General features: G+C 39.0%; 24 protein-coding genes and 3 tRNA genes. 19 read left to right on the top strand and 8 right to left on the bottom strand.

Annotated elements, in window-relative coordinates; translation table 11 throughout:
* Window positions 1-262 precede the first annotated feature (262 nt).
* The 6 genes from lpxO to F933_RS10675 all read left to right on the top strand — a co-directional run bounded on the left by lpxO (window position 263) and on the right by F933_RS10675 (window position 6,964).
* A complete protein-coding gene (gene lpxO, locus F933_RS10650) occupies window positions 263-1,177 on the top strand; it encodes a lipid A hydroxylase LpxO (protein WP_005050962.1) in 915 nt (304 codons plus the stop codon).
* 137 nt (window positions 1,178-1,314) lie between these two features.
* Window positions 1,315-2,181 (top strand): hypothetical protein, encoded by an 867-nt coding sequence (locus F933_RS10655; protein ID WP_005061036.1) that lies wholly within the window; start codon window positions 1,315-1,317, stop codon window positions 2,179-2,181.
* A gap of 106 nt (window positions 2,182-2,287) precedes the next feature.
* Window positions 2,288-4,087, top strand: a complete 1,800-nt coding sequence (gene uvrC, locus F933_RS10660) for an excinuclease ABC subunit UvrC (RefSeq protein ID WP_034710762.1) — start codon at window positions 2,288-2,290, stop codon at window positions 4,085-4,087.
* A gap of 105 nt (window positions 4,088-4,192) precedes the next feature.
* Window positions 4,193-4,990 carry a thioesterase family protein gene (locus F933_RS10665; protein ID WP_005061041.1) on the top strand — a complete coding sequence of 266 codons (798 nt, stop codon included), beginning with the start codon at window positions 4,193-4,195 and terminating at the stop codon, window positions 4,988-4,990.
* A gap of 105 nt (window positions 4,991-5,095) precedes the next feature.
* Complete coding sequence (pgsA, locus tag F933_RS10670) at window positions 5,096-5,683, top strand: CDP-diacylglycerol--glycerol-3-phosphate 3-phosphatidyltransferase (protein ID WP_155757328.1); 588 nt, start codon at window positions 5,096-5,098, stop codon at window positions 5,681-5,683.
* A 120-nt stretch (window positions 5,684-5,803) separates the two neighbouring features.
* A complete protein-coding gene (locus tag F933_RS10675; protein WP_005061043.1) occupies window positions 5,804-6,964 on the top strand; it encodes a hypothetical protein in 1,161 nt (386 codons plus the stop codon).
* Window positions 6,965-7,172: 208 nt separating this feature from the next.
* Here the strand turns inward: F933_RS10675 and F933_RS10680 are convergent, their stop codons facing one another.
* The gene (locus F933_RS10680) at window positions 7,173-7,946 is read right to left on the bottom strand and encodes an IclR family transcriptional regulator (protein ID WP_005050976.1); all 774 of its coding nucleotides are present in this window, start codon (window positions 7,944-7,946) and stop codon (window positions 7,173-7,175) included.
* A 431-nt stretch (window positions 7,947-8,377) separates the two neighbouring features.
* On the opposite strand from F933_RS10680, the gene F933_RS10685 reads away from it, so the two are divergent.
* The 3 genes from F933_RS10685 to F933_RS10695 all read left to right on the top strand — a co-directional run bounded on the left by F933_RS10685 (window position 8,378) and on the right by F933_RS10695 (window position 11,737).
* Window positions 8,378-10,471, top strand: coding sequence for an FUSC family protein (locus F933_RS10685; RefSeq protein WP_005061045.1), 2,094 nt, complete (start codon window positions 8,378-8,380; stop codon window positions 10,469-10,471).
* A complete protein-coding gene (locus F933_RS10690) occupies window positions 10,464-10,664 on the top strand; it encodes a DUF1656 domain-containing protein (RefSeq protein WP_005061048.1) in 201 nt (66 codons plus the stop codon). Before F933_RS10685 ends, F933_RS10690 begins: the two co-directional genes overlap by 8 nt.
* A gap of 71 nt (window positions 10,665-10,735) precedes the next feature.
* Complete coding sequence (locus tag F933_RS10695) at window positions 10,736-11,737, top strand: HlyD family secretion protein (protein WP_005061050.1); 1,002 nt, start codon at window positions 10,736-10,738, stop codon at window positions 11,735-11,737.
* A 191-nt stretch (window positions 11,738-11,928) separates the two neighbouring features.
* Here F933_RS10695 and ruvX read toward each other — a convergent pair whose 3' ends face one another.
* The 3 genes from ruvX to recN form a co-directional block, all read right to left on the bottom strand.
* Window positions 11,929-12,372: a Holliday junction resolvase RuvX gene (ruvX, locus tag F933_RS10700; RefSeq protein ID WP_005061052.1), complete on the bottom strand. Its 444-nt coding sequence runs from the start codon at window positions 12,370-12,372 to the stop codon at window positions 11,929-11,931.
* The gene (locus F933_RS10705; protein ID WP_005050989.1) at window positions 12,365-12,919 is read right to left on the bottom strand and encodes a YqgE/AlgH family protein; all 555 of its coding nucleotides are present in this window, start codon (window positions 12,917-12,919) and stop codon (window positions 12,365-12,367) included. Before F933_RS10705 ends, ruvX begins: the two co-directional genes overlap by 8 nt.
* Window positions 12,920-13,033: 114 nt before the next feature.
* Window positions 13,034-14,695 carry a DNA repair protein RecN gene (gene recN, locus F933_RS10710; protein ID WP_005061054.1) on the bottom strand — a complete coding sequence of 554 codons (1,662 nt, stop codon included), beginning with the start codon at window positions 14,693-14,695 and terminating at the stop codon, window positions 13,034-13,036.
* Between the two features lie 353 nt (window positions 14,696-15,048).
* Between recN and ppnP the strand changes: the two genes are divergently transcribed.
* The 3 genes from ppnP to F933_RS10725 all read left to right on the top strand — a co-directional run bounded on the left by ppnP (window position 15,049) and on the right by F933_RS10725 (window position 17,257).
* Window positions 15,049-15,375 carry a pyrimidine/purine nucleoside phosphorylase gene (gene ppnP, locus F933_RS10715; protein ID WP_005050993.1) on the top strand — a complete coding sequence of 109 codons (327 nt, stop codon included), beginning with the start codon at window positions 15,049-15,051 and terminating at the stop codon, window positions 15,373-15,375.
* 190 nt (window positions 15,376-15,565) lie between these two features.
* Window positions 15,566-16,315, top strand: coding sequence for a 23S rRNA (guanosine(2251)-2'-O)-methyltransferase RlmB (rlmB, locus tag F933_RS10720; RefSeq protein WP_005061056.1), 750 nt, complete (start codon window positions 15,566-15,568; stop codon window positions 16,313-16,315).
* A 30-nt stretch (window positions 16,316-16,345) separates the two neighbouring features.
* Window positions 16,346-17,257 carry a DMT family transporter gene (locus F933_RS10725; protein ID WP_005061058.1) on the top strand — a complete coding sequence of 304 codons (912 nt, stop codon included), beginning with the start codon at window positions 16,346-16,348 and terminating at the stop codon, window positions 17,255-17,257.
* Here F933_RS10725 and coaE read toward each other — a convergent pair.
* Genes coaE through pilB form a run of 4 tightly spaced genes read right to left on the bottom strand, consistent with a single transcriptional unit; the run spans window position 17,254 to window position 21,686 of the window.
* On the bottom strand, window positions 17,254-17,859 hold the full coding sequence (gene coaE, locus F933_RS10730; protein WP_005061059.1) for a dephospho-CoA kinase: 606 nt from the start codon (window positions 17,857-17,859) through the stop codon (window positions 17,254-17,256). The genes F933_RS10725 and coaE overlap by 4 nt on opposite strands.
* A 3-nt stretch (window positions 17,860-17,862) precedes the next feature.
* Window positions 17,863-18,723: a prepilin peptidase gene (locus tag F933_RS17480; protein ID WP_005061061.1), complete on the bottom strand. Its 861-nt coding sequence runs from the start codon at window positions 18,721-18,723 to the stop codon at window positions 17,863-17,865.
* Complete coding sequence (locus tag F933_RS10740; RefSeq protein WP_005061063.1) at window positions 18,723-19,949, bottom strand: type II secretion system F family protein; 1,227 nt, start codon at window positions 19,947-19,949, stop codon at window positions 18,723-18,725. The genes F933_RS17480 and F933_RS10740 overlap by 1 nt, the downstream gene beginning before the upstream one ends.
* Window positions 19,950-19,973: 24 nt before the next feature.
* Window positions 19,974-21,686: a type IV-A pilus assembly ATPase PilB gene (gene pilB / locus F933_RS10745; RefSeq protein WP_005061065.1), complete on the bottom strand. Its 1,713-nt coding sequence runs from the start codon at window positions 21,684-21,686 to the stop codon at window positions 19,974-19,976.
* 369 nt (window positions 21,687-22,055) lie between these two features.
* On the opposite strand from pilB, the gene tpiA reads away from it, so the two are divergent.
* The 7 genes from tpiA (at window position 22,056) to nusA (ending at window position 25,856) form a co-directional block, all read left to right on the top strand.
* Entirely contained in the window at window positions 22,056-22,847 is a 792-nt protein-coding gene (gene tpiA, locus F933_RS10750; protein WP_005061067.1) for a triose-phosphate isomerase, read from the top strand.
* A gap of 12 nt (window positions 22,848-22,859) precedes the next feature.
* Complete coding sequence (gene secG / locus F933_RS10755; protein ID WP_005061069.1) at window positions 22,860-23,189, top strand: preprotein translocase subunit SecG; 330 nt, start codon at window positions 22,860-22,862, stop codon at window positions 23,187-23,189.
* Between the two features lie 57 nt (window positions 23,190-23,246).
* Window positions 23,247-23,331, top strand: a tRNA-Leu gene (locus F933_RS10760).
* A gap of 41 nt (window positions 23,332-23,372) precedes the next feature.
* Window positions 23,373-23,449 (top strand) — tRNA-Met (locus tag F933_RS10765).
* An 85-nt stretch (window positions 23,450-23,534) separates the two neighbouring features.
* Window positions 23,535-23,611, top strand: a tRNA-Met gene (locus F933_RS10770).
* A gap of 198 nt (window positions 23,612-23,809) precedes the next feature.
* Window positions 23,810-24,334: a ribosome maturation factor RimP gene (gene rimP, locus F933_RS10775; RefSeq protein WP_005061072.1), complete on the top strand. Its 525-nt coding sequence runs from the start codon at window positions 23,810-23,812 to the stop codon at window positions 24,332-24,334.
* 37 nt (window positions 24,335-24,371) lie between these two features.
* Complete coding sequence (gene nusA / locus F933_RS10780; protein ID WP_005051018.1) at window positions 24,372-25,856, top strand: transcription termination factor NusA; 1,485 nt, start codon at window positions 24,372-24,374, stop codon at window positions 25,854-25,856.
* Window position 25,857: the final 1 nt, after the last annotated feature.

A 25,857-nucleotide genomic window follows, 5' to 3' on the forward strand; every position in this document is an offset into this window, starting at 1 on the left:
GTGTTAACTTCTAAGTCTTATGGCGATATATAGAATCGCAATCAACTTTCTTGTATGAAAAATTACTTTAGGAATGATTTTGATCATTGCTAATATTTGTTAACAGTATAGGTGTATGCTTTAAAAGAATTTTTAAAAAATTAGTTATAAGATTTGGATACTATTGATTAAATTTATAAAAAATATGAATTAAGTAAAAGAGTGTAGAAATTATAAGGGATAGTGTTAAAATTTGCCGATTAGTTTTTTTGTGTCGATTTCAATGATTAAATGGATCATATTAGCGATTTTTATCATTTCGGCGTTGTATGTACATCGCCGTGGTAAGGTTAGACATTCGTTTTATCGTCAGTTTTTTGACCATTCAACATTGTTCGCACCGATCAATTTTTTAATGTATCTTTTTTCCAAAGTGCCGAATCAACCCTATATTGATACGCAACACTTTAAGGATTTGAAAATTCTTGACGAAAATTGGGAAATGATTCGAGATGAAGCGCAAGCCTTATATAATAAAGGTGGCATCAAAGCTTCAAGTAGTTACGATGATTTAGGTTTTAACTCATTTTTTAAAACAGGTTGGAAACGTTTCTATTTAAAATGGTATGACTCTGCGCATCCATCGGCTGCTGAGCTTTGTCCTAAAACCACAGCATTGTTAAAAACACTTCCAACGATTAAAGCGGCGATGTTTACAGAACTTGCTCCTGATAGTCGTTTGGTACGTCATCGAGATCCATATGCAGGTTCATTACGTTATCATTTAGGTCTAATTACCCCAAATGATGATCGTTGTTTTATTGATGTCGATGGTCAGCGTTATTCTTGGCGTGATGGCGAAAGTGTAGTGTTCGATGAAACCTATATTCATTATGCAGAAAACACGACCGATCAGAATCGTATTATCTTTTTTGCTGATGTTGAGCGACCGTTAAAAACACGTTTAATGGAAAAGTTTAATCATTGGTTTGGTAAGAGCGTCATGACGGCTGCGAGTTCACCAAATGAAGTCGGTGATCAAACAGGTGGTTTAAATAAAGCATTCGGTTACGTTTACCAATTACGTATTAAAGCGAAAGCATTGAAAAAATCCAATCGTCAACTTTATTACTTTTTAAAATGGTTCATTATGATTGGATTATTTTTCCTTATTTTTATACGTCCTTATGTATTTTAATGAATGAAATCAAAACGCCTGCAAGGGCGTTTTTTTATGGATGCTTTTCACGTTGAGAAAGTAATTTTATATTTTTGATTGTATCAAATGGTTTAAATGAGGATAATTTAGCTGATTTTTTAATATGAGAAAAGATAATGAAAAAGCAAGCATTGATAATATTAAGTCTTTTAAGTTTAGTGGCTTGTACTGAAGAAACTGATGATATTTATGGGAAAGTTGATCCGAAAAATAAAGCCTTTTACAGCTATGATCTTTCAGCTGCAAATCAATCTAATAAGCTCACAAAAAAATCGTATCAAATAGATAAAAATAATGATCTTTTGATTACGTATACCGAAACACCAAAATTACAGACAGAAGCGCTTCGAAACTTTGTCACCAGCAATGGCATATCAAGTATATTTCCACCGCAAAATACGACTGGCGCTTATATTGTGGGTCGTAAAACGGTATTCAATGATAGTGTTCTAGAATATGAGCCTTATAATTTGGAGCAGAGAACAGCATTTAAACTTACTTATCAGCTTAAGAAAGTTGACTTATCTGGCTTAGCGGTTTCTGACTATATACGATACTTTTTAAGACAAGCGACAGCATCATCGTTCATAAGCGATGTAACACTAGAGATTATTCAAGGGTTATTGTTTGCAACACAGGATAAATTCCCTTCAGGCGCAACATGTTGGCAAAAACAAGTTCAGTTGAGTACTCAAGATTATATTGAATCTTATCCAACACAAAATCTTGCACATGTTGGTACTAATAGTACTATTCAAAATCAGGGAATTTGGCAAAATGCAGCGTGGACAGCATTTCAACCTAATACGGAGTTTAATTTAGCGGATACACGGATTCGTCATCAAGCACGTGAGTACTGGGGCTTTTACCATACGACGAGAGAAGTTAATCCAATCGTTCCAACAAATGAACTAGCCTGTGATTTCTTTAATAAGTCTGCATTTAATAGTGCTGATCAAGTATTGAGTCGATTTTTTAAATAATAGGTATCATTTGAGTGATTGAATTGATGGATTTTAGCTCAATTGACTTGAAATTGATTTATGCAGACTACATCATCAAAAGCATTACTGATCATGAAAGTCTGCTGTGAATTCAAACGCGCGTGAACATATTGAAAAAATACTGACTCATATGACCCAATTGCCTGGTGTGTATAAAATGCTGGGCAAAGATGGGGAATTACTATATGTCGGTAAAGCAAAAAACCTAAAAAATCGTGTCTCCAGCTATTTTGTTAAAACCATCGAACATCCAAAAACACAAGCTCTGGTTGCGCGTATTTATGATATTGAGACATTGATTGTTCGTTCTGAAACAGAAGCGCTACTATTAGAACAAAATCTTATCAAATTACATCGTCCGCCCTATAACATCATGTTGCGGGACGATAAGTCTTATGTCTATATCTTTGTTTCCGCAGATAAACCTTATCCTCGTATTGCCAGTGGTCGAGGTAAAGGTAAGCATCAAATTGGTAAGTTTTTTGGACCTTATCCAAGTGCATATAGTGCCCGTGATACCTTATTAACCTTACAAAAATTATTTAATGTTAGGCAGTGTGAGAATAGCTATTTTTCCCAACGTAAACGTCCTTGTCTGCAATATCAAATTAAACGTTGTACAGCGCCGTGTGTCGGGTTAATTAGTCCAGAAGACTATAAAGAAGATGTTGATAATTCGATTCGCTTTTTACAAGGTGATACCAAAGAGTTGAATCAGGAATTGATCGGCAAAATGGAACAAGCGGCAGAAGCGCTTGAGTTTGAGAAAGCGGTGTTTTATCGAGATCGGTTGTCTTTATTACGCGAAGTTCAAGCCCAACAAGCGGTGTTCAAAATCAAAGGTGAAGCCGATATTTTAGCAATCGCCTATCAAGCAGGTGTGACTTGCGTACAGATCATGTATGTTCGTAATGGTCGAATGCTTGGTGGTAAAAGTTATTTCCCTGACATGCTTGGTGATGATTTAGCGCAAATGTTGAGTGACTTCATGGCGAACTTTTATTTTCAAGTGGCTGATGAAGTTCCGACAGAATTGATTGTGAATGCCGATGTGCCAGACAAGAAACAACTTGAAGATGCATTGCAGCAAACCTTTAATAAAAAGGTGCAAATTAAGCATAAAGTACGTGAAACACGCGCTGAATGGTTAGAGTTAGCGCAGATGAATGTTCAGCATGCGATCAAAGGCAAATTGAGCAATCATTTAGAGTTGAATGAGCGGTTTCATCAACTTGAACAAGTGGTTGGGAGACCAATTGATCGGATTGAGTGTTTTGATATTAGTCATACAATGGGCGAAGCACCAATTGCGTCCTGTGTGGTGTTCGATCAGGGTGGTGCACGCAAACGTGATTATCGTCAGTTTGCGATTCAGGATATTACTGGGGGGGATGACTACGCCGCAATGCGTCAAGCATTGATACGCCGTTATAAAAAGAATATGTTGCCTGATTTACTTTTGATTGATGGTGGTAAAGGTCAATTAAACATGGCAATAGAGGTCATGCAAGAGCTTGGACTTGATGCTTTTATGATTGGTGTCTCTAAAGGGGAAGGACGTAAACCGGGATTAGAAACGCTGCATTTCACCGATGGCACCAAGATTCAATTGACTGAAGACCACAAGGCTTTGCATTTGATTCAGCAAGTGCGAGATGAAGCGCATCGTTTTGCGATTACTAAGCATAGAGCAAAACGTGATAAACGCCGGAGTAGTTCGGTATTGGAGGCGATTCCTGGGCTAGGACCAAAACGTCGTCGAGATTTACTGACTCATTTTGGTGGTATACAAGGCGTGCTCAGAGCTTCTGAAAAAGAATTGATGCTCGTTCCTGGTTTGGGTGAGGTTTTGGCACGGACAATTTATAAGATTCTGCATGAGTAATTTGACCAATTGACATAAAGAGTCATCGATTATTCAGTCAATGATCATTCACAAATGTATAAAAACATTGAAAGATAAGCTGTATTGAAGATTAAAGGAAAAATCATGTCATTACTTTCGTCGTATCAACAGATTGAGCAACAAGAATGGATTGATATTCCATCAGGGTGGTTACAAGGTAGAACGGTATTTGGTGGCTTGATTGCAGGTTTGCTCATCCAAAAAGCAATCTACATGGTGAATGATGCAGCAAAACAACTATTGAGCTGTAATGTTAGTTTTGTTGGACCAGTTCAACATGGTCAAGCCAAGTTAACTGCGGAAGTCCTTAGAGAAGGAAAGTCGGTCACAACTTTAGAAATCAGACTATGGCAGGATGATGCTGTACAAACGATTTTAATCGCAAGTTTTGGTTTGCAACGCGAATCAAGAATTCATGTTGAAAATTTACCGCAAATTCCAGATTATCCCACAGCCGAGCAGTTGGAAAAGACATTTTATCTAGAAGGTTTAATGCCAGAATGCTTGCAACAATTTGAATTGTGCTGGGCTGAAGGAAGCTATCCAATGGCAGGAAGTAAAGTTCCTGATTTTGGTGGATGGGCGCGTTTTGCACCAAATTTACATGCTAATCGTGAAATGAAATTGGCAGATTTATTTGCTTTGATGGATGTATGGCCACCGGGTGTATTGTCCATGTTTAAAATTCCAGCACCTGCCAGTTCATTAACATGGCATATTACTTACCTGCATCCGATTCGACATCAGATTCATGATTGGTTCAAATATAAAGTCGTGACAGAATTTGCTGAACATGGTTATGCAACAGAATATGCCTATGTGTGGGATCGTGAAAATCGCTTAATTGCGGTGTTAAGACAGACAGTTGCTGTTTTTGCCTAGTCGACACTAGGTTGCATTTCGTATAAAGTTGCTTACAGATGGATACAATCTCGACACATCCTTTCTGCGACATGCATATTTGAAGCAAACAACATGGCGGTGTTTATGAGTACAGGGCGAATCCTGAACATTCCGAATATTTTGACTTTGGCACGTATTGCGCTTATTCCTGTATTTTTGGTGATTGCTTACTGGCCACCTGCGATCGGAATTGAGGAGCATCATGGGGGAATGATGCGCCATTTGGTATTAACTGCAATCTTTGTACTTGCAGCAATCACCGATTGGTTCGACGGTTATTTAGCGCGTACACTCAATCAAACCTCTGCTTTTGGACGATTTCTTGATCCAGTTGCAGACAAATTGATGGTTGCTTCTGCTCTCATTGTATTGGTGCAATGGCAACCAACAATTTCAATGGCTTTTGCTGCAATTGTGATTATTTCTCGTGAAATTACCGTGTCTGCATTACGTGAGTGGATGGCTGAACTCGGCGCACGTACCAGTGTTGCGGTTTCGACCGTTGGAAAATATAAAACAGCATTCCAAATGATTGCAATTAGTGTGTTCCTACTCAATTGGGAACCATTAGAAATGTGGGCGTATGCGTTACTTTATGCAGCCGTTATCTTGACCTTATGGTCGATGTTTATTTATATGAAAGCTGCATGGCCATATTTAAAACAGCCTTAAATCTATTGACCTTCAAAGTCTTATTGAAATTGAATAGAAAGCTTAATAATCAAAGCATTCACTATAGAATTGTTAAAATATAGTGGATGCTAAAAAAAAATAAGTTAGGAACACGATTACATGTCATCTTTATTGTATTTATCAAATCAAGAACTGTACTTAATACAAAATCAAAAAACACATACCATTGACTGCCAAGCGGTCACGCAATACAAGAAAAATTTGCAAGAAATTAAACAGCGCAAACAATGGAAAACCACGGGAACTGGCGCTCAATTCATGGGCATGACCAATCGTGATGATCCAAATGAATTCTCATATATCTTTCCAGTCGATGCAGTGCTCACAAATGATCAACGGATGATTTATGCCGCACGATTACAGGATGGCTGCGCAATCTATATTAAATCGTTAATCGAGCAGCAATTGCCAGAAGCTTTGGTGCTGAGAAATAGTGAATTTATTGTGCACCATCTTGATTATCAGGTTCAAAAACAACGATTAATTTTATCTGTAAGCAAGGGTTATGCCTATGAACGCCACCTTTGTGTTTTGGGTTTAGATTCAAGCCGTATTCAATATATTACTGAAGGGGATTGCCAAGACGAGCATCCATGTTTTGATCCTCAAAATCCTGATATTGTTTATTATGACAGTTGTGGATTTGCTTATGATCAGCAAGGCAATGTTAGTGTTGGACCCAAAGAAATTTGCCGTTTAAATCTCAAGACTGGGGAATTAGAGACGATTATCAGTGATCCGCGTTACGATTTTTATAAACCGAAAATTGATGTAGCGGGTCAGCTTTATTTCCTGAAACGTCCTTATAAAAATCATCAGCATAGTGGTAATTCACTTAAAGATATTTTATATGCGCCGTTTAAAATTATTCGAGCAGTGATTGGCTGGTTAGATTTCTTTACGCAGCGTTATACAGGAGAATCACTGAAATCAACCTCAGGTGGAAATCCTGCAAAAGCTAAACAAAAATCTGAAGAAGAATTATTTGTTGAAGGAAATTTGATTAAAGCGCAGAAGGCGTTGCAACAAAATCAAAGTGCAGGTGAAAAGTTTGCAGGTGTGATTCCGCGTAATTGGGAGCTGATTCAATCTACTTCTAATGGAGAACAGAAAGTATTGAAACGCGGTGTATTGGGTTACGCACTCAACGCTGATGGTTCACTTTACTATTCTAATGGTAAATATTTGGTCGCGATGAGTGCTGATCAAACTGAGCAGATGTTGGTCGAAGCTAAATTGATTAATAAAATTATGTGTTGATCTTTTTTCAATCGTTAAAGCCTTCTTAAGAGAAGGTTTTTTATTTCATGTTTTCTTTAATAAGAAAAAAGCCCATACAAAGATGAGCTTAGTTCTCTGAGGAAATTCACGCTTTTTGGGAAAGCATGCTGAAGAACATAATCATAATATGAGAATTTATTGATATTTACAACGCTAAAAAATGTAAATATTTTTTAATATTCTCACCTTAGTTGCTTTGATTTTCGATTAATGTTGAAAATTTATGCTCAATTTGTGCTGCATTACTTTGTAATATTTCAATTAATTTTTGGACATTTAAGAAATCAAAACGATTTTTAGAGGCAACAAGCGTTAATGCAATAGGGGCTTCTTTGTTTGAAAAGCGAATTGGCACGGAGAGACCACAAACCATAGGGTCAATCTCACCTTCTGATAAATAAAAGCCCTGTTTTTTAATTTTTCTCATTTTTTGGGTGAACTCATCTAAGTTCTGCGCAAAGCCAACCTGTGCAAGTTCTTTAGTGAATTGATGATAATAGGCTTGGAATTGTTGTTTACTTAAATGCGAAATGACAATTTTTGGAGATGCGCCAATAAAAACGGGGCGTGGACAACCTCGACCAAATGAAAGTAACTCCGCTTCTTTGTAAGTTTCATGATGTAAGTCGATGCAATAATCATGATTTAAATAGGTTAGCAAACAACAAAGTTCGGTACGTTCCACGATATCACGCATAAAAGGAATACTGATTTGAACCAGTGGGTCTGTGCTATGTGAAATATAGTCAAGTACTGCGATTTTAGAACCTAAAGTGTAATCGCCTGAAGTACCACTAATACGTTTCAAGATATCGGTAGAGACCAATTCTTTAAGATAACGATAGGCAGTCGGTTTGGAGAGACTGAGTTCATCACAAATGATATCGACATTGATAATCGGACGTGAGACTGAAAATAAATCCAGCACGGTGAGAATTTTACCAAAACTCGAAATTGCCATGATGAGCCAACTACTCCATTAAATAACGTGAAAATCGAAACATTCTTGCTTTATATCAGAAATGCCGTATGTCGTGTATGGGATTTTCAATCTGATTCGTTTGGATCGCAAAGTGAATTGAAATTATGAGAAAAGCACGAAATTTATCAATTGAAATGAGTTTATTTTAATTGATATTATCAAATAGTGATAATATTTGTTGACTATATTGCTATTTTTTGAAAAAATTGCAACTACAATGTCTTATTTGGATAATTGGTTGCATACTATTTATTCAAAAAATCTTCTAGCATTGTGTATTAACCTCCTTTATTGGCTTTTCTTTTAAGTAACTGATTTGGATATCTCTAAATCAGAGCGTTGATTTGTCACTTTCATTAATGTGATGAACAACATCCGATGTTAAGCCAGTGTGATACAGAGACCCGTTCATGTTATTGAAACAGTTGTTGGCTTTCCGACCAAGTCGACTTGACCTCATTTTTGCATGTAAGACATTTGTAGCAGGCATGCTGGCACTGTTTATTTCATTTGAACTGGATCTGATTAATCCAATGTGGTCGATTGGGACGGTGATGATTATTGCGAATCCCTATTCAGGGATGGTGTCTTCAAAATGTGTTTATCGTTTAGTGGGAACCTTCGCAGGTGCAATCATTGCTTTATTGCTGACACCTCATTTTATTAATACCCCTTGGTTATTCACCATTATTTTATCTTTGTGGGTTGGCTTTGCTTTATATGTTTCTTTGCTCGATCGTACACCGCGAAGCTATGTATTTATGTTAGCGGGTTATTCGACAGCCATGATTGTCTATAACGCGATTACCTATATTGATACCTATAATATTTTTGATATTGCTGTGGCACGCGTATTGGAAATTTCGGTTGGCGTAATTGCAACCGCAGTGGTTTCAGCGACGTTTTTTCCTGTTCATATTGGTGCACTGATTAAACAACGCGTCAATAAAACGTTAAATGATTTAGAAACGACGTTTGAAAAACTTATTTCGGTTCAACAGACATCAGAAAATTATACGCAAATTTTGTCGGTCATCACGCGTGATGCTTCAGATATTCATGCTTTGGCTGTGCATTTGGCTTATGAAAAAGGTGAGCTAAAAGGCATGACTAAACCCTTGCAGGAGATGTTGCATCAGGTGTCATTGGTGGTCGCTAATTTGGTAGCTTTGTCTCAACGGATCAAGCAGCTTGAACAGATGCAGTTGGCAAATCTTGTTGCACATTTAAATGCTATTCGTGAGCATACCTTAGCCTTTTTGAAGCAAGAGCGCAGTTTAGTACCTAGTGATTTATTAACATTGCCTCATGGCTTTGAAGATGATTTTAATCAATTGATTGATCGTGCAAGCGCCGATCAACAGATTGTACTTGCTGCTTTAAAAATGGATATACGTCATTTTATTTCGAATATCTTGGCGGTCAAACTACTTTGGCAGCAGATTCAGCAGGGTAATAAAGAGATACCACCTGAAATTACAGCGATTACAACCAGATATCCAAGTTTGCATCGCGATCATGGCATAGCAATTCGCGGAGGGATTAGTGCCGTGCTGATCACTTTTATTGTGACTGCTGCATGGATTATTTCAGGCTGGAAAGCAGGCTTTATGATGGCGCAAATGGGTGCAATTACAGCATGTATTTTGACGGCTTTAGACAATCCTGTACCTGTGTTACGGATCTTTATTTGGGGAAGTCTGGTTTCAGCGGTTTTGGTATTTGTTTATGCATTTGGCATTTTTCCACACATTACTCACTTTTGGCAGTTGGCATTGGTTTTATTTCCTGTGTTCTTAGTCGCTGTAAGTATGATGGCGAATCAGATCCTGATGCCTGTGGGTATGGTGCTAGGAATTAACACCATGATGGGATTGAATCTGCATAATAAATATAGCATCGATGCTGTTTCTTATTTAGATAGCTCATTTGCCATGATCCTCGGTGTGCTTGTTTCACTGATTGTGATTGACCTTGTGCGTGCGGTTTCACCTGATACCAGTGCGACACGAATCTTAGCATTACATTATCAAGCCATGCGTCAGGCGTTGAGTCTCACATATGGTATTGAGTTCAAAATTCACTTACGCAGCATGTTAGATCGTGTCGGGGTGTTGAATACAAAAATGGTACAGCATCCTGATATAAAGCAATCGATACAGAATGCACTGATTGAGAGTAGCTCAATTATTGATTTGGTGCGTTTACAAGAAATTAGTCAAAAGCTTCCTGAGCATATTTATTTACAAAGCGAAGTGAACATCTTGCAACAGCAACTTACTGACTATTTTCAAGCGCAAGAAAAGCAATTATCACTCAATCATTTTTCAGTTCAGATTGTTCGTCAAATCAAGTTGTTGCAGGAAATTGCACAGCAGCTAGATGACGCTCAGTTAAGTCGAAGACTATTAATTTCTCTCAATAATATCTGTGAAAGTATTGGGCATGTCGCGACAGATCAGATGAGTTCAGAAACATATGACGTAGGTATAGCGCATGGGTGAGATTAATGTTTATGGGATTTATATTCCCATTCTGTTGGTTCAAGCAATTATAGCCTATGTGATTTTTAAGCTTATGAGTCCATTGATTGATCGTTTGGTCGCGAAAGAGTGGATCGCTCTGCCGAGCATATTTAATTTGTGCTTTTACTTGGGTTTGCTGTTATTGGTGCATTGGATATTCATTTGGCTGTAAGTCGTACGTTTCAAAATAGAGATTCAATCCTAAATTTAATCATTTAAAGATATGTGGTAAAGGTAATCAACATGAATGCATTTGATGTGCGAAAAGTCATACGTCCTGTGGTATTGGTGCTTTCGGTTTTAATTGCGATTTATGCAATTGTGCATTTATGGAATTACTATAATGCTGCGCCATGGACACGTGATGGGCGAGTCCGTGGTGATGTGATACAGGTCGCTTCTGATGTGAATGGTTTGGTGACAGAGGTCTTGGTACAAGATAACCAAACGGTTAAGAAGGGACAGGTGCTCTTTAAAGTTGATGTTGCACGTCAAGCACTTGATGTTGAGCAAGCTAAGTCTGATTTAGCTAAAGCCAAAGCGGGTCTCGCACAGGCACACGCAAATTTGGCAGGTGCTAAAGCCAGTTTAGTGAAGACCGAAGCCAATATGAAACTTGCAGAAAAGAATGCAGCACGTTATGCCAGCTTGATGGATGGTGCTATTTCTAAGCAAGAACAAGATCAAGTGCTTTCAACACGTGATCAAGCCTTGGCTGAGCGTGAACAATACACAGCAAGTATTGAACAAGCCAATGCTGCTATTCAACAACAGCAAGCACTGATTGAGGTGGCGAATAGTAATTTGCATTTGGCTCAGCTCAATTTAAATCGATCAGAAGTCGTTGCTCCCGCAGATGGTACTTTAGCAAACTTTGATTTGCGTGTTGGTAATTATGTGAAGATTGGACAAGCAGTTGCTGCATTGTTAGATCGTCATCAGCTTTATGTCGTGGGATATTTTGAAGAGACAAAATTGAATCGTATTCATGTCGGTGACGCAGCAACAGTTCAGTTGATGGGCGATCGCCAGTTGATTCACGGGCATGTTCAAGGAATTGCGACAGGCATTGAAGATCGGGAGCGTTCAGGTAGTTCCAATTTACTTGCAAATGTAAATCCAACCTTTAGTTGGGTACGTTTAGCACAACGTGTCCCTGTAAAAATCATGCTTGATGAGCAACCACAGAATCCCTTAGCCTTTGTTTCAGGGCGTACGGCGACAGTTCGAATTATTGAGAAGTAGCGATATACAACGTTTTCGCAAAAACTCATCCACTTTCAATATAAATACGCAATTCAACCTACTTTGGTAGAAACCAAAGTAGGTCAATGGGACGATTTCTTCTTTAGATGCTTTTTGCAGAAACAAAAATATTGTGTATAGCGCTAGGTTTTATATCAATAGACAATAATAAAAAGATTGAGTATTTACGGTTAAGGCGTAATGCCAGCAGGATCACGATACCAACTTTGGATGAGTAGAGCAGCTGCAAAACTATCAGCTGATAAGCGTTTAGCTTGACCTTTATTTTGATAAGACTCTAGTTCTTCTCTCGCTTCGCGGGTCGTCAAGCGCTCGTCTACCATCCATGTTTCCACATTGGTTTGATGGCGTAGGCGACGTGCGAATTTCCGCGCACGAGCAGAGAGTTCAGACTCACTATCATCCATATTAAGCGGTAAACCAACTAAAAATAAGTTAGGTTGCCATTCTTTGACCAGTTTCAAAAGTTGATTCCAGTCAGGAATACCATCTTTCATGATAAATAGAGGAAGAGGATTGGCACTTTCAATACTGGATTGACCAATCGCGACCCCCATTTTTTGTGTCCCAAAATCAAATGCCATAATGGATTGTGAGGTTTTTAAATCAAGCATGACCGATCTCTGAAGCAAACCAAGTACGGTCTACACCAATTTTCTTGTATGCTGCATCCCAACGATCGTCATATGGTAGGTTAAAAATCAAATCCATGTCTGAGTCACAAATCAGCCAATCACCACGCGCCATTTCTTCTTCAAGTTGATTCTTCCCCCAACTTGCATAGCCTAAAGCAATTTGATAACGCCCAACCCCTTCATTATGCGCAATTGCATCTAAAATATCTTTACTGGTCGTGATACAGACATTTTCACCTACAGCAATTGATGAATGCCATGTTGGTTGACCTGTATGTAGTACAAAACCTGCTTCAGGGCGTAGCGGACCACCTTGTAAAACCGCATGTGGTTGTACATTATCTGCATCGATTTCTAAATCATTTAGCAATTCTTTGATTTGTAAATCGGAAGGACGATTAATCACAATGCCTTGAGCGCCGTCTTCATCATGGCGTGCAACATAGATGACTGTATTAGCAAAGAAGTCATCTGCCATGTCTGGTGGAGCGATGAGACAACGATGAGTTAAATATTGTTTCGTCACCTAGGCGGTACTCCATCAAAATATTATGTTGATTGATCTATATAGGTTCTTTTTATCAACATACAAGAGTTAATCGGATTTCGCCAATCATTTTCTAATATTTTATAAGCGCATTTAGTTAGGTTGGAATTTAAGTTGACGTAGTTGTTTCGCGTGCTGCAACGTGGTTTCACTAATTTCAACGCCACCTGACATGCGAGCAAGTTCTAAAATACGTTGCTCTTCATTAAGTTCAATGATGGTGCTGCTGGCGGGATCGGTTTGTTGTTTTTTCACCAGTAAATGCTGATCGGATTGAGCAGCAACTTGAGCTTGATGTGTAATACAAAGTAATTGAACATGTTGAGCTAAATCTGCCAATAATCGACCGACCACTTCCGCCGTTCCACCACTAATACCAACATCAATTTCATCAAACACCAATACTTCAGATTCGGTTTTTTCTGCATTCATCACTTGCATAACCAATGCAATACGTGAGAGTTCACCGCCTGATGCAACACGTGCTAAAGGCTGAGCTGGAATGCCTTTGTTGGCGGTAAATAGAAGTTGAATAAAGCTCAAACCTTCGGCATTTTCTGATTCCATCGGTTCAAATTTAAATTCAAAATATGCTTCAGGCAGAGCAAGTGCTTTTACTTGTTCAGTGAGTTGTTTTGCCAGTGGAATCGCTGCTTCACGTCGAATTTCATCTAAATATTGTGCTTTTTGTTTATAGTCTTGGTATGAGATTTCAACCTGTTCAGCCAAAGTTTCAGGATCTTCTAACTGATGTAATTGTTCTAATTCTTGTTGCCATGTCTCATATTCTTGTTTGAGCAGTTCTGGCTGAGTGCGATACTTACGCGCTAAGCGATGAAAGATTTCTAAGGTTGCATTGAGCTGTTCCATCCGTTCTGGATCAAAACTTTGACGATCAATAAATTGACGTAAGCTCGCAGTGGCATCGTCTATTTCGCTTTGTGCATTTAACAAGGCATTATAAATATTGGCTAATTGTTCACTACGACCAGCATGAGATTCTAGCCGACGAATGATTGAGGCGACTTCTTGGGTAATATTTTGTTCCGCTTCATCCAAGACATTGAGGCTATAACTACAGTCTTGCATAATATGTTCGTGATGGCTAAGTCGGTCAAACTCTTGTTCCGTTTCCCGATAATCCGTTTGAACAATCTCTTCAAGTTCTTCAATTTGTGAGGCTAAATTTTGTATTTTTTGAATACGGGTCGCCTGTGCATCTAATGCAGATTGGTGTTGCCGAATGTTTTTCTGCCAAGTCGAATAAGCTTCACGCACAGCATTGGCTGGTTCTGCAAAATTATTATAACGGTCTAACCAATGTTTAGGATAGGGTGGTTCAAGTAACTGTTGTTGGCTGTGCTGACTATAAAGTTGTACCAGTAAACGTCCAATTTCTTTCAATTCAGCTAAGCTACTTGGGCGCCCATTGATCCACGCTTTACTACGACCCGTGGCAAAAATGACACGTCTTAGATGAATCTCACCAGAATCATCACCAAGTTCATGTTCTGTTAGCCAATTTGCTTCAGCACTATCAGATTGATAACTAAAAACAGCAGTAATATCTGCTTTATCAGCACCATAACGCACATAGTTGGTATCTGTACGTTCACCCAAGCAAGCAGACAGTGCATCTAACAATAATGATTTTCCTGCACCTGTTTCTCCAGTCAGCACATTGAAGCCTTGTTCAATATCCAATGCCAAATGATCTGCAAGTGCAAAATTAATTAAAGTTAAATGGGTGAGCATATATGCATCCAGTGCATGAAATCTTTTGCTTAAAGATAGAGAAATTTTAGCAAGGCGACAAGAGTATCTTGTTTGATCCGTGCAAATCAGTGCTGATTTTTTGAAACTAAAATGTTTGCAATCTTATTGTAAATAAATAACTTGATAATTTAGGGGAATAAAATTTTGAGCCATATTGGGAAACTCAATGTTTAGTGGATATATCCGCTTTTTTATGTTGCGAAATTCTTTAGTCGAAAGGTATGAAAATTGCTGAGTAAGCATGATAAAAATGGATTGATTAGTGACGCAGGCACAATTAAACTACGTCCATCATAACCTAATATAAATGCTGCATTATTTGGAGAGTAGGCATGAGTTCAGTGCAGTTTGATCATGTTACGGTCATTAAAAAGTCAAATGTATATTTTGGCGGGGCATGTATCAGCCATACCGTACAATTTGAAGATGGTACGAAAAAGACGTTAGGTGTGATTTTGCCCACTGAACAACCTTTAACTTTTGAGACCCACGTACCTGAGCGTATGGAAATCATTTCTGGCGAATGTCGTGTAAAAATTGCAGATAGCACAGAAAGTGAATTATTTCGTGCAGGGCAGTCTTTCTATGTTCCTGGCAATAGCATGTTCCATATCGAAGCTGATGAAGTGCTCGATTATGTTTGCCATCTAGAAGGCTAACCTATTCAACTGTAAATCGAGTACACTATATCTAAAGAGAATCCTGTAAAGTCATTTACAGGATTTTTTTATTAAATTCTCTTGCGGAGCTATTCGCTACTCACCTGTAAAGTTACTTTGCAGGATTTTTATTTTTCTAAATTTCATTTTTTCTCTCTGAGTTCAAGAGGGAATACAGAAGAGGTCGTTCATGGCAAAACCTGAATATTATTATGGCGTTCATTCAGTGGAGTCATTGCTAGAGTTAGAGCCTGAACGAGTTTTGACTTTATTTACTTTAAAAGGTCGTGACGACCAACGGCTACAAAAGATTTTGCAACTTGCAGAACCTTTTGGGATTAGCGTACAAAAAGCCAGCCGTGATAGTTTGGAAAAGTTGGCAGGTTTGCCTTTTCATCAAGGTGTAGTTGCAGCTGTACGTCCGCATCCAACCTTAAATGAAAAAGATTTAGATGATTTAATGCAACAAAATCCAGATGCTTTGTTACTGGCGCTGGACCAAGTCACTGATCCTCATAATCTTGGTGCTTGCATTCGTACTGCTGCTGCTATGGGCGTTCAGGCAGTGATCGTTCCGCGTGATCGTTCCGCAAACTTGACACCGACTGCTCGTAAAGTGGCAGCAGGCGGTGCAGAGAAAGTTAAATTTATCCAAGTGACTAATTTAGCTCGAACCCTAGCCCATTTAAAAGAAACCACTCATACACGAGTGATTGGCACCATGTTGGATGAAAAGGCTTTACCGATTCAACAATGTGATTTTAAGGGTCCTGTTGTGATCGTAATGGGCGCAGAAGATACGGGTTTGAGACCGATTACCCAGACTCAGTGTGATCATACAGTCTATATCCCGATGTCTGGTGATTTACAAAGTCTAAATGTAAGTGTAGCCACAGGCATGGCACTTTATGAAGCATGCCGCCAACGTAGTGTTGTATAATTGGTCTAAGTATTGCCAATGTAATTCCAAATGACCGCTCGTACGCAAGGTTATCTATTTGTATTGATTACAATGTGCATTTGGGGAGGATTTACGATTTTCTCCCGTTTAAATGCACATTGGCATATCAGTATGTGGGATCTTGTTGCAATGCGTTTTGCAATTGCTTCTTTGATATTATTGCCTGTTTTAATTTATAAAAAAGATTTGGCCTTCTTATGGCATCCTAAGCCTGTGATCTTGGCATTGATCGGTGGTTTAGCCTATTGTTTCACAGTATATACCGCTTTTTTACATGCGCCAGCAGCGCATGCTGCTATTTTCCTAAATGGTTGTATTCCTTTATGTACCGCGGTAGCAGCCTATATCTTATTTAGACAACCCTTTGATAAACATACTTGGTTGAGCTTGATTATCATGATGGCTGCATTGGCATTGATGAGCTATTTAATGCTACAAGATCAAGCTTCAGTATTGGGGTGGGGGGATGTACTGCTTTTTATTAGTGCTGCATGGTGGGGTATTTTTACTGTTTTACTCAAACAATGGAAACTATCAGCTTGGCATGCAACCGCGGGGGTGGTGATTTGGTCAGCAATCATCTATTTACCCATTTACATTTTATTTATTCCTAAACATTTTCAGGATGCAGCGCCAATACATTTGCTAATTCAAGGGCTATTTCATGGTGTATTGGTGGTTATTATCGCTACATTAACTTACGTTGCAGCCATCCAACGCTTAGGCGCATTTAAAACAGGAAGTATTGTCACGCTAGCTCCTTTTATTGCAGCTATTGTTGCTGTGCCGTTATTAAATGAAAACCTAAACCCTGCAATTATCTCGGGTTTAGTTGGTATGGGGGTAGGAGCATTACAGCCTTGGCGATGGTTGCGTAAAGATAGTTTGGCAACAAAGCTTGAACAGCAAGCAAAAAATTAAAAAATGTGCTCGGATTTCTGTAGGTATTTAAGGTGTAGAGGCTTCAATTGTTGGTGTAAGTGCTCTAACAATCCATCATTAAGTACAACATCATTGGCAAGTTGCAATTTTTGAGCTCTTGGCATTTGAGCGGCAATAATACTCCGAATTTGTTGTTCAGTTTGACCATCACGTTGACTTGCACGTTGCAACTGCGTTTGCTCTTCCGCATCGATCAGTAAAGTATGATGGGTGAGTTCATGTTGATTTGTTTCAAAAAGAAGAGGCGAGACTAAAATCACATAAGGACTTTCAGCTTGTTTGAGTTGTTGAGTAATTGATTGACGAATAGCAGGGTGAGTAATTTTTTCTAAAGTTTGACGGGCTTCAGGAAATTGGAAAATATGATCGCGAAGTGCTCGGCGATTTAGACTGCCATCTTCGAGTAAAACCCAATCTCCAAAAGTGCGCTGTATTTCTTCTAAAGCAGGTTGTTTAGGTTCTACAACTTCACGAGCAACGATATCTGCATCAATAACTGTGATACCTTGAGACTCGAACCATTGCGTGGCAGCAGATTTACCGCTGCCGATACCACCTGTAATTCCCAAGATAAAACTCATATATCAACCACCCAAATACATTTTCATAATTTGATCGCCCCATAGAAAAGCAATCCAACCTGCGATTGCAATATAAGGACCAAATGCAAAAGGCTGATTTTCACCTCGCATCTTCATTAAGATGATACCAATGATTGCGCCAACCATAGAAGATAATAATACAATTAAAGGTAACATCATCGGACCCATCCAAGCGCCCAAAGCAGCGAGTAACTTGAAATCACCGTAACCCATACCTTCTTTGCCAGTTATGATCTTGAAAACATAATAAACAATCCAAAGACATAGGAAGCCAATTAAGTAACCCCAAATAGCAGCATGAGCCGTCGTATACATTGCAAAGCTGTTAATTCCTAAGCCTAATGCAGCTAAAGGTAATGTAAATCGATCAGGTAGAAGCTGAGTATCGAAATCAATAAAAGTTAAGGTGATGAGTGTCCATGTGAGAATCAAACCAAACAGCATTTGGATTGTCGCACCAAATACAACCACAACGATCAATGAACAAATCATGGTTAATAGTTCAATAAACGGATAGCGAATACTAATTGGATTGTCACAAGCGCCACACTTTCCGCGCAAGATAAGCCAACTGATGATAGGGATATTCTGATACCAGCGGATAGGTGATTTACATTTAGGACAGGTGGATGCTGGTTGGCTTAAAGTTAATTGGCGTTCATCTATAATCGGTTGTTCAGGATGCAGTAGCATTTGACATTCTTGATGCCATTCTTGTTCCATCATTTTAGGTGTTCTAAAAATCACGACATTTAAAAAACTACCAATACATAAACTAAAAAGCCCAACTGCAATATAAAGCGCAGTTGGGTTTTCGATAAAATAAGAAAGTAATTCTTGCATTAGACCACAGAACCCATTTGGAAGATTGGTAGATACATGGCAATGACCAAGCCACCAACAAGAACACCTAAGATAGCCATAATCAGTGGTTCCATCATTGACGTGAGACCGTCGACAGCATTATCAACTTCGTTTTCATAATGGGTTGCCACTTTATCCAACATACTATCTAAAGCACCAGATTCTTCACCAATGGCAACCATTTGAATAGCCATTGATGGGAAACGATTTGATACACGCATTGCAAACTGAAGCTGTTGTCCTGTCGCAACATCTTCACGGATTTTCATCACTGCTTCTTCATAAACTACATTATTGGTTGCGCCCGCTGTTGATTCAAGCGCATCAATTAATGGAACACCTGCCGCGAAAGTTGTTGCTAAAGTACGGCTATAACGTGCAATAATAGCCTTAAACACTAAATCTCCGAAGATAGGAGCTTTGAGTGCCATTTTATCGAGCAAGTCGCGGAATTTCTTACTCCGTTTTTTTGCCTCTAAAAAACTAGCAATCACAGCAGCAATCGCAATGATTAGTAAAAACCAATATTCCTGCATCCATTTGGACATATTAACGACCATTTTGGTAAAAGCTGGGAGGTCGGCACCAAAAGAGTTAAAAAGATCTTGGAATACTGGAACCACTTTGACCATCAAAATAATAGTGACAACAACAGCGACCACAATCACCGAAATAGGATATTTCATGGCTTTTTTGATTTTTTGTTTAAGTAGCTCACTTTTCTCTTTATAGATTGCTACGCGATCAAGCATAGTTTCTAAGGCGCCTGATTGTTCGCCAGATTCGACCAATGAGCAGAATAAATTATCAAAATATTGCGGATATTTTTTCAATGCGCCTGCAAAGGTATTTCCGCCTTCAACTTCACCTTTAATGCCTAATACCACTTCACGCATAGATGGATTTTCTAAGCCTTCAGCAACGATTTCAAAGCCTTGAACCAATGGTACGCCTGCTTTCATCATGGTTGCGAGTTGGCGCGTGAAAATAGTGATATCAAGCGTTGTGACTTTCTTTTTCATCAAACCTTCGAGAATATTTTTACGTTTCTCTCGAATATTTTTGATTGTAACACCTTGCTTTCGTAATGTGACTTTCGCTAAAGCCATATTACGAGCAGGAAGTTCCCCTTTAACCTTCGCCCCTTTACGATCAACCCCTTCATAAGCAAAAGTAGGCATCATTTGCGCTTTTTTAGCTGCCATGATTAGTAATCCTTGTTATTAATTTTATTCACTTGTTACTCGGTTGACTTCTTGCAAAGAAGTTATTCCTTGCATCACTTTTTTCAGACCCGAGCGACGTAGGTTATTAAAGCCTGCTCTTTCCGATGCAGAAGCAATCTCTATGGCATTGCCATCTTCCATGATGATCTTTGAGATTTCTGGTGTCACTTTCATTACTTCATAAATACCAACACGTCCTTTATAACCTTCTCGACATTCAGCACAGCCAACAGGTTGATAAATTGTGAGTTCTGGATCTGCTAAATCTTGTTCTGTGAAACCAAGTTCTAAAAGACTTTGTTTAGGAACATCTGTTGGTATTTTACATTGTGCGCATAAACGACGTGCTAAACGTTGAGCAATCACTAAGTTGACAGACGTTGCAATATTAAATGAAGGAACCCCCATATTACGTAAACGTGTTAATGTTTCAGGAGCACTGTTGGTATGGAGTGTTGACATCACCATATGTCCTGTTTGCGCAGCCTTGATGGCAATTTCAGCCGTTTCAAGATCACGAATCTCACCAACCATGATAATGTCGGGATCTTGGCGTAAGAATGCTTTCAATGCAGCAGAGAAGGTAAGTCCTGTTTTGGGATTCACGTTGACTTGGTTAATCCCTTCCAAGTTGATTTCAACTGGGTCTTCGGCAGTTGAAATATTGGTATCTTCAGTATTGAGAATATTCAAACCAGTATATAAAGATACAGTTTTACCTGAACCAGTTGGGCCTGTAATTAGTAGCATGCCTTGTGGCTTATCAAGTGCTTCTAAAAATAGTGCTTTTTGCTCATCCTCATAGCCTAAAGCCTCAATTCCGAGCATGGCACTGGATGGATCTAGAATACGTAAAACGAGTTTCTCACCAAACAGGGTGGGTAGTGAATTGACACGGAAATCAATGGCTTTGGTTTTAGATAGCTTTAACTTAATACGACCATCTTGAGGCATTCGCTTTTCAGAAATATCCATTTGCGACATTACTTTTAAACGCGATGCTAATCGATTTGCCATCTGCAAGGGTGGATTTGCAATTTGTCTTAAAACGCCATCGACGCGATAGCGGACACGATACATTTTTTCATAAGGTTCAAAATGTAAGTCTGATGCGCCCATACGAATCGCATCAATCAATAGTTTGTTGATATATTTTACAATCGGTGACTCATCAGTTTGTGTATTATCATCATCTTCTGATGGAGCTTCAGTACCGACATCAACATCTAGATCAAAATCTTCACTATCACCAAAATCAAAACTTGAACTATCACCAAACTGTTGTTCAATCAGTTTGTCTAGCTTATTGAATTCGACAATGACAGGTTCTATGTTGAGTTTTGTATTAAAACGAATCGCATCTAATGCATCGATATTGGTGGGATTGCTGGTAGCGACATACAGAATCTGTCCGCGCTGAAGCAAAGGCACCACGCGATGTTTTTGAATGAGTTTGTTGTCGGTTAACTCGCGTGGCAATAAAGCGGTATCGTAAACCCCTAAATCAAATAGTGGTTCTCCAAACTCGACCGAGATACTTTCAGCAATAGTAAGTGGAGCAAGACGTTGATGTTCTATTAAATGAGCAACAATATCTTGGTGAGCCTTTTTTGCTGCATCAATTGCATTTTGCATGTTTGATGCAGTCATGTGACCATCTTCAACTAAACGTCGAATGAACCCCGAAAATTTTGGAGACGTATGTAATCCTGACATCTGTCCGCCTTATGACAATATGGTTATAATAGCTATGAAGAAAATTATACTTTTGTTACGTAAAAATACTACTAGAGAAAATGTCGTTTTTGACGTGATTCAGTTGAAAAACTTTGAACTGATCGAATGTTTTAACAAATAATTTTTCAAAAAGATATCTTGTTTAGAAAACATAAAGAAAAAAGAGCACGGAATTAAATTGATTTCTATGAAATACATAGCCAATCTAGTCTCTGAAATATCCATTATTGCTTGATTAATTGAATTACAATGCTGATTTAAATTTAAACACTATAAAAAAATGAATTTTCTAAAAATACGTGTAAAATGTGCAGCATTTTTTAGAAATAAGTAATAGGTGGGCGACGTATGTCGGTTTCGACGATTACCCCTTGGGTTGTTGGCAATTGGAAGATGAATCCAAAGCATGCTGACGCTCTTCAATTAATAAAAGAATTTAAACAATTGTTGCAACAAGAAAATGTTTCACCTGAGTATTGTCACATTGGTGTTGCGCCTATAACCATCGCTTTGACTAATATCCATAATGAATTGGGTGATGCGGTACGACCGATTTATACGGTTGCTCAAGATGTATCAAAAGTCGCAGGTACAGGTGCCTATACGGGTGAGGTGAGTGCAGAACTATTAAAAGATAGTCAGATTGAATATGTATTAATAGGGCATTCGGAACGCCGTGAGTTATTCGGTGACGATGTTGAAATCCTAAAAGCAAAACTGCAAAATGCTTTGAATGCAGGTTTAACAGTGATTTATTGCGTCGGCGAAAGCTTAACACAGCGTGAGCAGGGTGCGGCTGAACAAGTGGTCTTGCAACAAATCTGTGATATTGCTTCTATTGTAAAAGCTGAACAATGGCACAATATCGTGATAGCTTATGAACCCATTTGGGCGATTGGTACAGGTAAAACTGCTTCACCCGCAGATGCACAAGCAATGCATGTAAAAATTCGTGAGGGTTTAAAGCAGATTAGCGCCTTGGGTGAGACGATAGCAATTTTATATGGCGGTAGTGTGAAAGCTGAGAATGCAGCAGAATTGGCTGCTTGCCCAGATATTAATGGTGCTTTGGTGGGTGGTGCATCTCTAAATGCTCAATCTTTCTACCAAATCGCAAAAGCATTTGCTCAAAGCAAATAACGAGGAATAGAAATGTATAGTTTTATACTCGTTGTACACATCATTTTGGCAATTTTAATTATTGCTTTGGTTTTAGTACAACAAGGTAAAGGTGCGGAAGCAGGTGCATCATTTGGTGGTGGTGGCGCTGCAACTGTGTTTGGTGCTTCAGGAGCGGGTAACTTTTTGACACGCTTAACTGCAATTTTTACTGCACTATTTTTTGTCACAAGCTTAACGCTAGCAGTATTTGCAAAAAAACAGACAACTGATGCATATAGTTTAAAATCTGTACAAAGCTCAACCTCTGTACCTGCTTCATCGCCTGAAACTTCATCAAACGCACCAAAAACAACTGAATAAGTTAAATTAACCCTTTTCTTTTGTGAGTTTAGGGCATAGAATGCGTCCCATAAAGCTGCGGTGGTGGTGGAATTGGTAGACACGCTACCTTGAGGTGGTAGTGCCTTCGGGCGTGGGGGTTCAAGTCCCCCCTTCCGCACCAAACTTAATAACCAGTAAGTTCGGTGTTTGCAGTGATATTGATGCGGGATGGAGCAGTCTGGTAGCTCGTCGGGCTCATAACCCGAAGGTCGTTGGTTCAAATCCAGCTCCCGCTACCATTTGATTAAGGTGCAACTTAGTCAAGCAAATATGAAAACTTAGATTGACTTTTTTTCATATTTGTATATAATTTTTGCACGTTGTTGCGGGATGGAGCAGTCTGGTAGCTCGTCGGGCTCATAACCCGAAGGTCGTTGGTTCAAATCCAGCTCCCGCTACCAAGTTTCTAAAAGAGGCTCACAGTTATGGTGGGCCTTTTTGCACAGTGGGTAATGCTTTTCTGTGTAATATAGGGGCGATTTACGCCCTTTTTTATTGGTTGTTTAGCTATCGTGTAGTGTTCGACATCAATTGGTCAAATAGTCGTGCTTCACTATACGGTTAAGATTGATTGGCTCGCATGAGAGCGACGAGAGTAAATGAAATTATCAAATAAATCTCAAGCATTGCATGATCTAATCGCACCAGCTGTGGCTGCTTGTGGTGTAGATCTGTGGGGGATTGAGTTCCTGCCACAAGGTAAACGTTCTTTATTACGCATCTATATCGATAGAGTCGTTGATGAGAATGCTGAACCTGTCCTAAATGAAGATGGTGAAGTTGAACAAGGCCGTGGTATTGGCGTTCAGGATTGTGTTTTAGTGACACAACAAGTCGGTGCAATGCTTGATGTTCATGATCCAATTGCTGGTGAATATGCTTTAGAAGTGTCTTCTCCAGGGTGGGATCGTCCATTTTTCCAGTTAAATCAATTGCCTGCTTATATTGGGCAACAAGTGGCTTTACGATTAATTGCTGCCGTCGAAAACCGTCGTAAATTCCAAGCAAAATTACTTTCTGTAGACCTTGAAAATGAAATTATTCAAGTTGAAGTGGAAGGTAAACATGTGCTTGAAATTGATAGTAATAATATTGATAAAGCAAATTTAATCTATCAAGACTAATATTAATTTAATTTTATAAGAAATCGGTAGGTGACTTATGGGCCGCGAAATTCTTACCGTTGCAGAAACGGTTAGTAATGAAAAAGGTGTTAGTCGTGAAGCGATCTTCGAGGCATTAGAGCAAGCACTTGTTGCTGCAACGAAGAAAAAATTCTACGAAGGCACAAATTCAGAAGAAGCTCAACTTCGTGTTGAGATTGATCGTAAAACTGGTGATTATCGTACATTCCGTCAATGGACTCTCGTTGCTGATGAAGATCATGAAATGCCAGCATGTCAGGATGCAATTTCTGATGTAGATGCATCGAAATGGTCGATTGGTGATATTCGTGAACTTGAAGTCGAATCGATTGAGTTCGGTCGTATTGCTGCGCAAATCGCTAAACAAGTGATTGTGCAAAAGATTCGTGAAGCAGAACGTGCATTGGTTGCTGATGCTTATGAATCTAAAGTGGGTGAGTTGATTTACGGTGAAGTGAAAAAGCAAACTAAAGATGGCTTTATCATTGATCTTGGTGACAATGCTGAAGCTTATTTAGCGCGTGAAGAAACCATTCATAAAGAAATTTTACGTCCTAAGCAACGTGTAAATGCTATTTTATACAACGTTAACCGTGAAGGTCGTGGAGCGCAATTGTTATTGTCTCGTGCACGTCCTGAAATGTTAATCGCTTTGATGAAAAAAGAAATTCCAGAAATTTCTGAAGAAATTATTGAGATTAAAGCTGCAGCGCGCCAACCAGGTGTTCGAGCTAAAATTGCTGTAAAAACCAATGATCATCGTATTGACCCTGTTGGTGCATGTATTGGTATGCGTGGTACGCGTATCCAAGCAGTTCAACAAGAGTTAAATGGCGAACGTATTGATGTGGTTGTTTGGTCAGATGATCCAGCACAATACATTGCAAGTGCTCTAGAGCCAGCTGATGTATCTGGTATCGTTTTAGATGAAGATGCGCGTAGTGCGGATATCATCTTTGCAACCAATGATCAATTGGCTCGTGCGATTGGTTCGCAAGGACAAAATGTTCGTTTAGCATCGGAATTAACCGGTTATAAACTCGACATGATGTTAGAAGAAGAGTATCGTGCTCGTCAGCAAAATGAAGCTCAACAATATTTAGATATGTTTGTTTCACGTCTCGATATTGATGAAGACTTGGCAATGGCTTTGGTCGAAATGGGCTTTACCTCATTAGAAGAGATTGCTTACGTACCAGCTGAAACATTTGATGAAATTGAGCTTGAAGCTGATTTAGTTGAATTGTTGCAAAGCCGTGCGAAAGAAGCTGCGTTGACTGATGCCTTAAAACAGCAAGAAAATATTCAAGAGCCAAGTGCAGAACTTCTCGGTATGGAAGGTATGACGACTGAGATTGCATATGCATTGGCGGCGCGTGGTGTGATTACTGTAGATGACTTAGCTGATCAAGCAACTGATGATATTTCAGATATCGAAGGTTTAGGTCATGAAAAAGCAGGTCAACTCATTATGAAAGCACGTGAATCATGGTTTAACTAGG

The organism is Acinetobacter beijerinckii CIP 110307, from assembly GCF_000369005.1.
Lineage (GTDB): Bacteria > Pseudomonadota > Gammaproteobacteria > Pseudomonadales > Moraxellaceae > Acinetobacter > Acinetobacter beijerinckii.

Excerpts from the sequence above, each read along its gene's own strand:
- lpxO (WP_005050962.1), top strand. The coding sequence starts at position 263 with ATGATTAAATGGATCATATTAGCGATTTTTATCATTTCGGCGTTGTAT.
- F933_RS10655 (WP_005061036.1), top strand. The coding sequence starts at position 1,315 with ATGAAAAAGCAAGCATTGATAATATTAAGTCTTTTAAGTTTAGTGGCT.
- F933_RS10665 (WP_005061041.1), top strand. The coding sequence starts at position 4,193 with ATGTCATTACTTTCGTCGTATCAACAGATTGAGCAACAAGAATGGATT.
- pgsA (WP_155757328.1), top strand. The coding sequence starts at position 5,096 with ATGAGTACAGGGCGAATCCTGAACATTCCGAATATTTTGACTTTGGCA.
- F933_RS10675 (WP_005061043.1), top strand. The coding sequence starts at position 5,804 with ATGTCATCTTTATTGTATTTATCAAATCAAGAACTGTACTTAATACAA.
- F933_RS10680 (WP_005050976.1), bottom strand. The coding sequence starts at position 7,946 with ATGGCAATTTCGAGTTTTGGTAAAATTCTCACCGTGCTGGATTTATTT.
- F933_RS10685 (WP_005061045.1), top strand. The coding sequence starts at position 8,378 with ATGTTATTGAAACAGTTGTTGGCTTTCCGACCAAGTCGACTTGACCTC.
- F933_RS10690 (WP_005061048.1), top strand. The coding sequence starts at position 10,464 with ATGGGTGAGATTAATGTTTATGGGATTTATATTCCCATTCTGTTGGTT.
- F933_RS10695 (WP_005061050.1), top strand. The coding sequence starts at position 10,736 with ATGAATGCATTTGATGTGCGAAAAGTCATACGTCCTGTGGTATTGGTG.
- ruvX (WP_005061052.1), bottom strand. The coding sequence starts at position 12,372 with ATGCTTGATTTAAAAACCTCACAATCCATTATGGCATTTGATTTTGGG.
- recN (WP_005061054.1), bottom strand. The coding sequence starts at position 14,695 with ATGCTCACCCATTTAACTTTAATTAATTTTGCACTTGCAGATCATTTG.
- ppnP (WP_005050993.1), top strand. The coding sequence starts at position 15,049 with ATGAGTTCAGTGCAGTTTGATCATGTTACGGTCATTAAAAAGTCAAAT.
- rlmB (WP_005061056.1), top strand. The coding sequence starts at position 15,566 with ATGGCAAAACCTGAATATTATTATGGCGTTCATTCAGTGGAGTCATTG.
- F933_RS10725 (WP_005061058.1), top strand. The coding sequence starts at position 16,346 with ATGACCGCTCGTACGCAAGGTTATCTATTTGTATTGATTACAATGTGC.
- coaE (WP_005061059.1), bottom strand. The coding sequence starts at position 17,859 with ATGAGTTTTATCTTGGGAATTACAGGTGGTATCGGCAGCGGTAAATCT.
- F933_RS17480 (WP_005061061.1), bottom strand. The coding sequence starts at position 18,723 with ATGCAAGAATTACTTTCTTATTTTATCGAAAACCCAACTGCGCTTTAT.
- F933_RS10740 (WP_005061063.1), bottom strand. The coding sequence starts at position 19,949 with ATGGCAGCTAAAAAAGCGCAAATGATGCCTACTTTTGCTTATGAAGGG.
- pilB (WP_005061065.1), bottom strand. The coding sequence starts at position 21,686 with ATGTCAGGATTACATACGTCTCCAAAATTTTCGGGGTTCATTCGACGT.
- tpiA (WP_005061067.1), top strand. The coding sequence starts at position 22,056 with ATGTCGGTTTCGACGATTACCCCTTGGGTTGTTGGCAATTGGAAGATG.
- secG (WP_005061069.1), top strand. The coding sequence starts at position 22,860 with ATGTATAGTTTTATACTCGTTGTACACATCATTTTGGCAATTTTAATT.
- rimP (WP_005061072.1), top strand. The coding sequence starts at position 23,810 with ATGAAATTATCAAATAAATCTCAAGCATTGCATGATCTAATCGCACCA.
- nusA (WP_005051018.1), top strand. The coding sequence starts at position 24,372 with ATGGGCCGCGAAATTCTTACCGTTGCAGAAACGGTTAGTAATGAAAAA.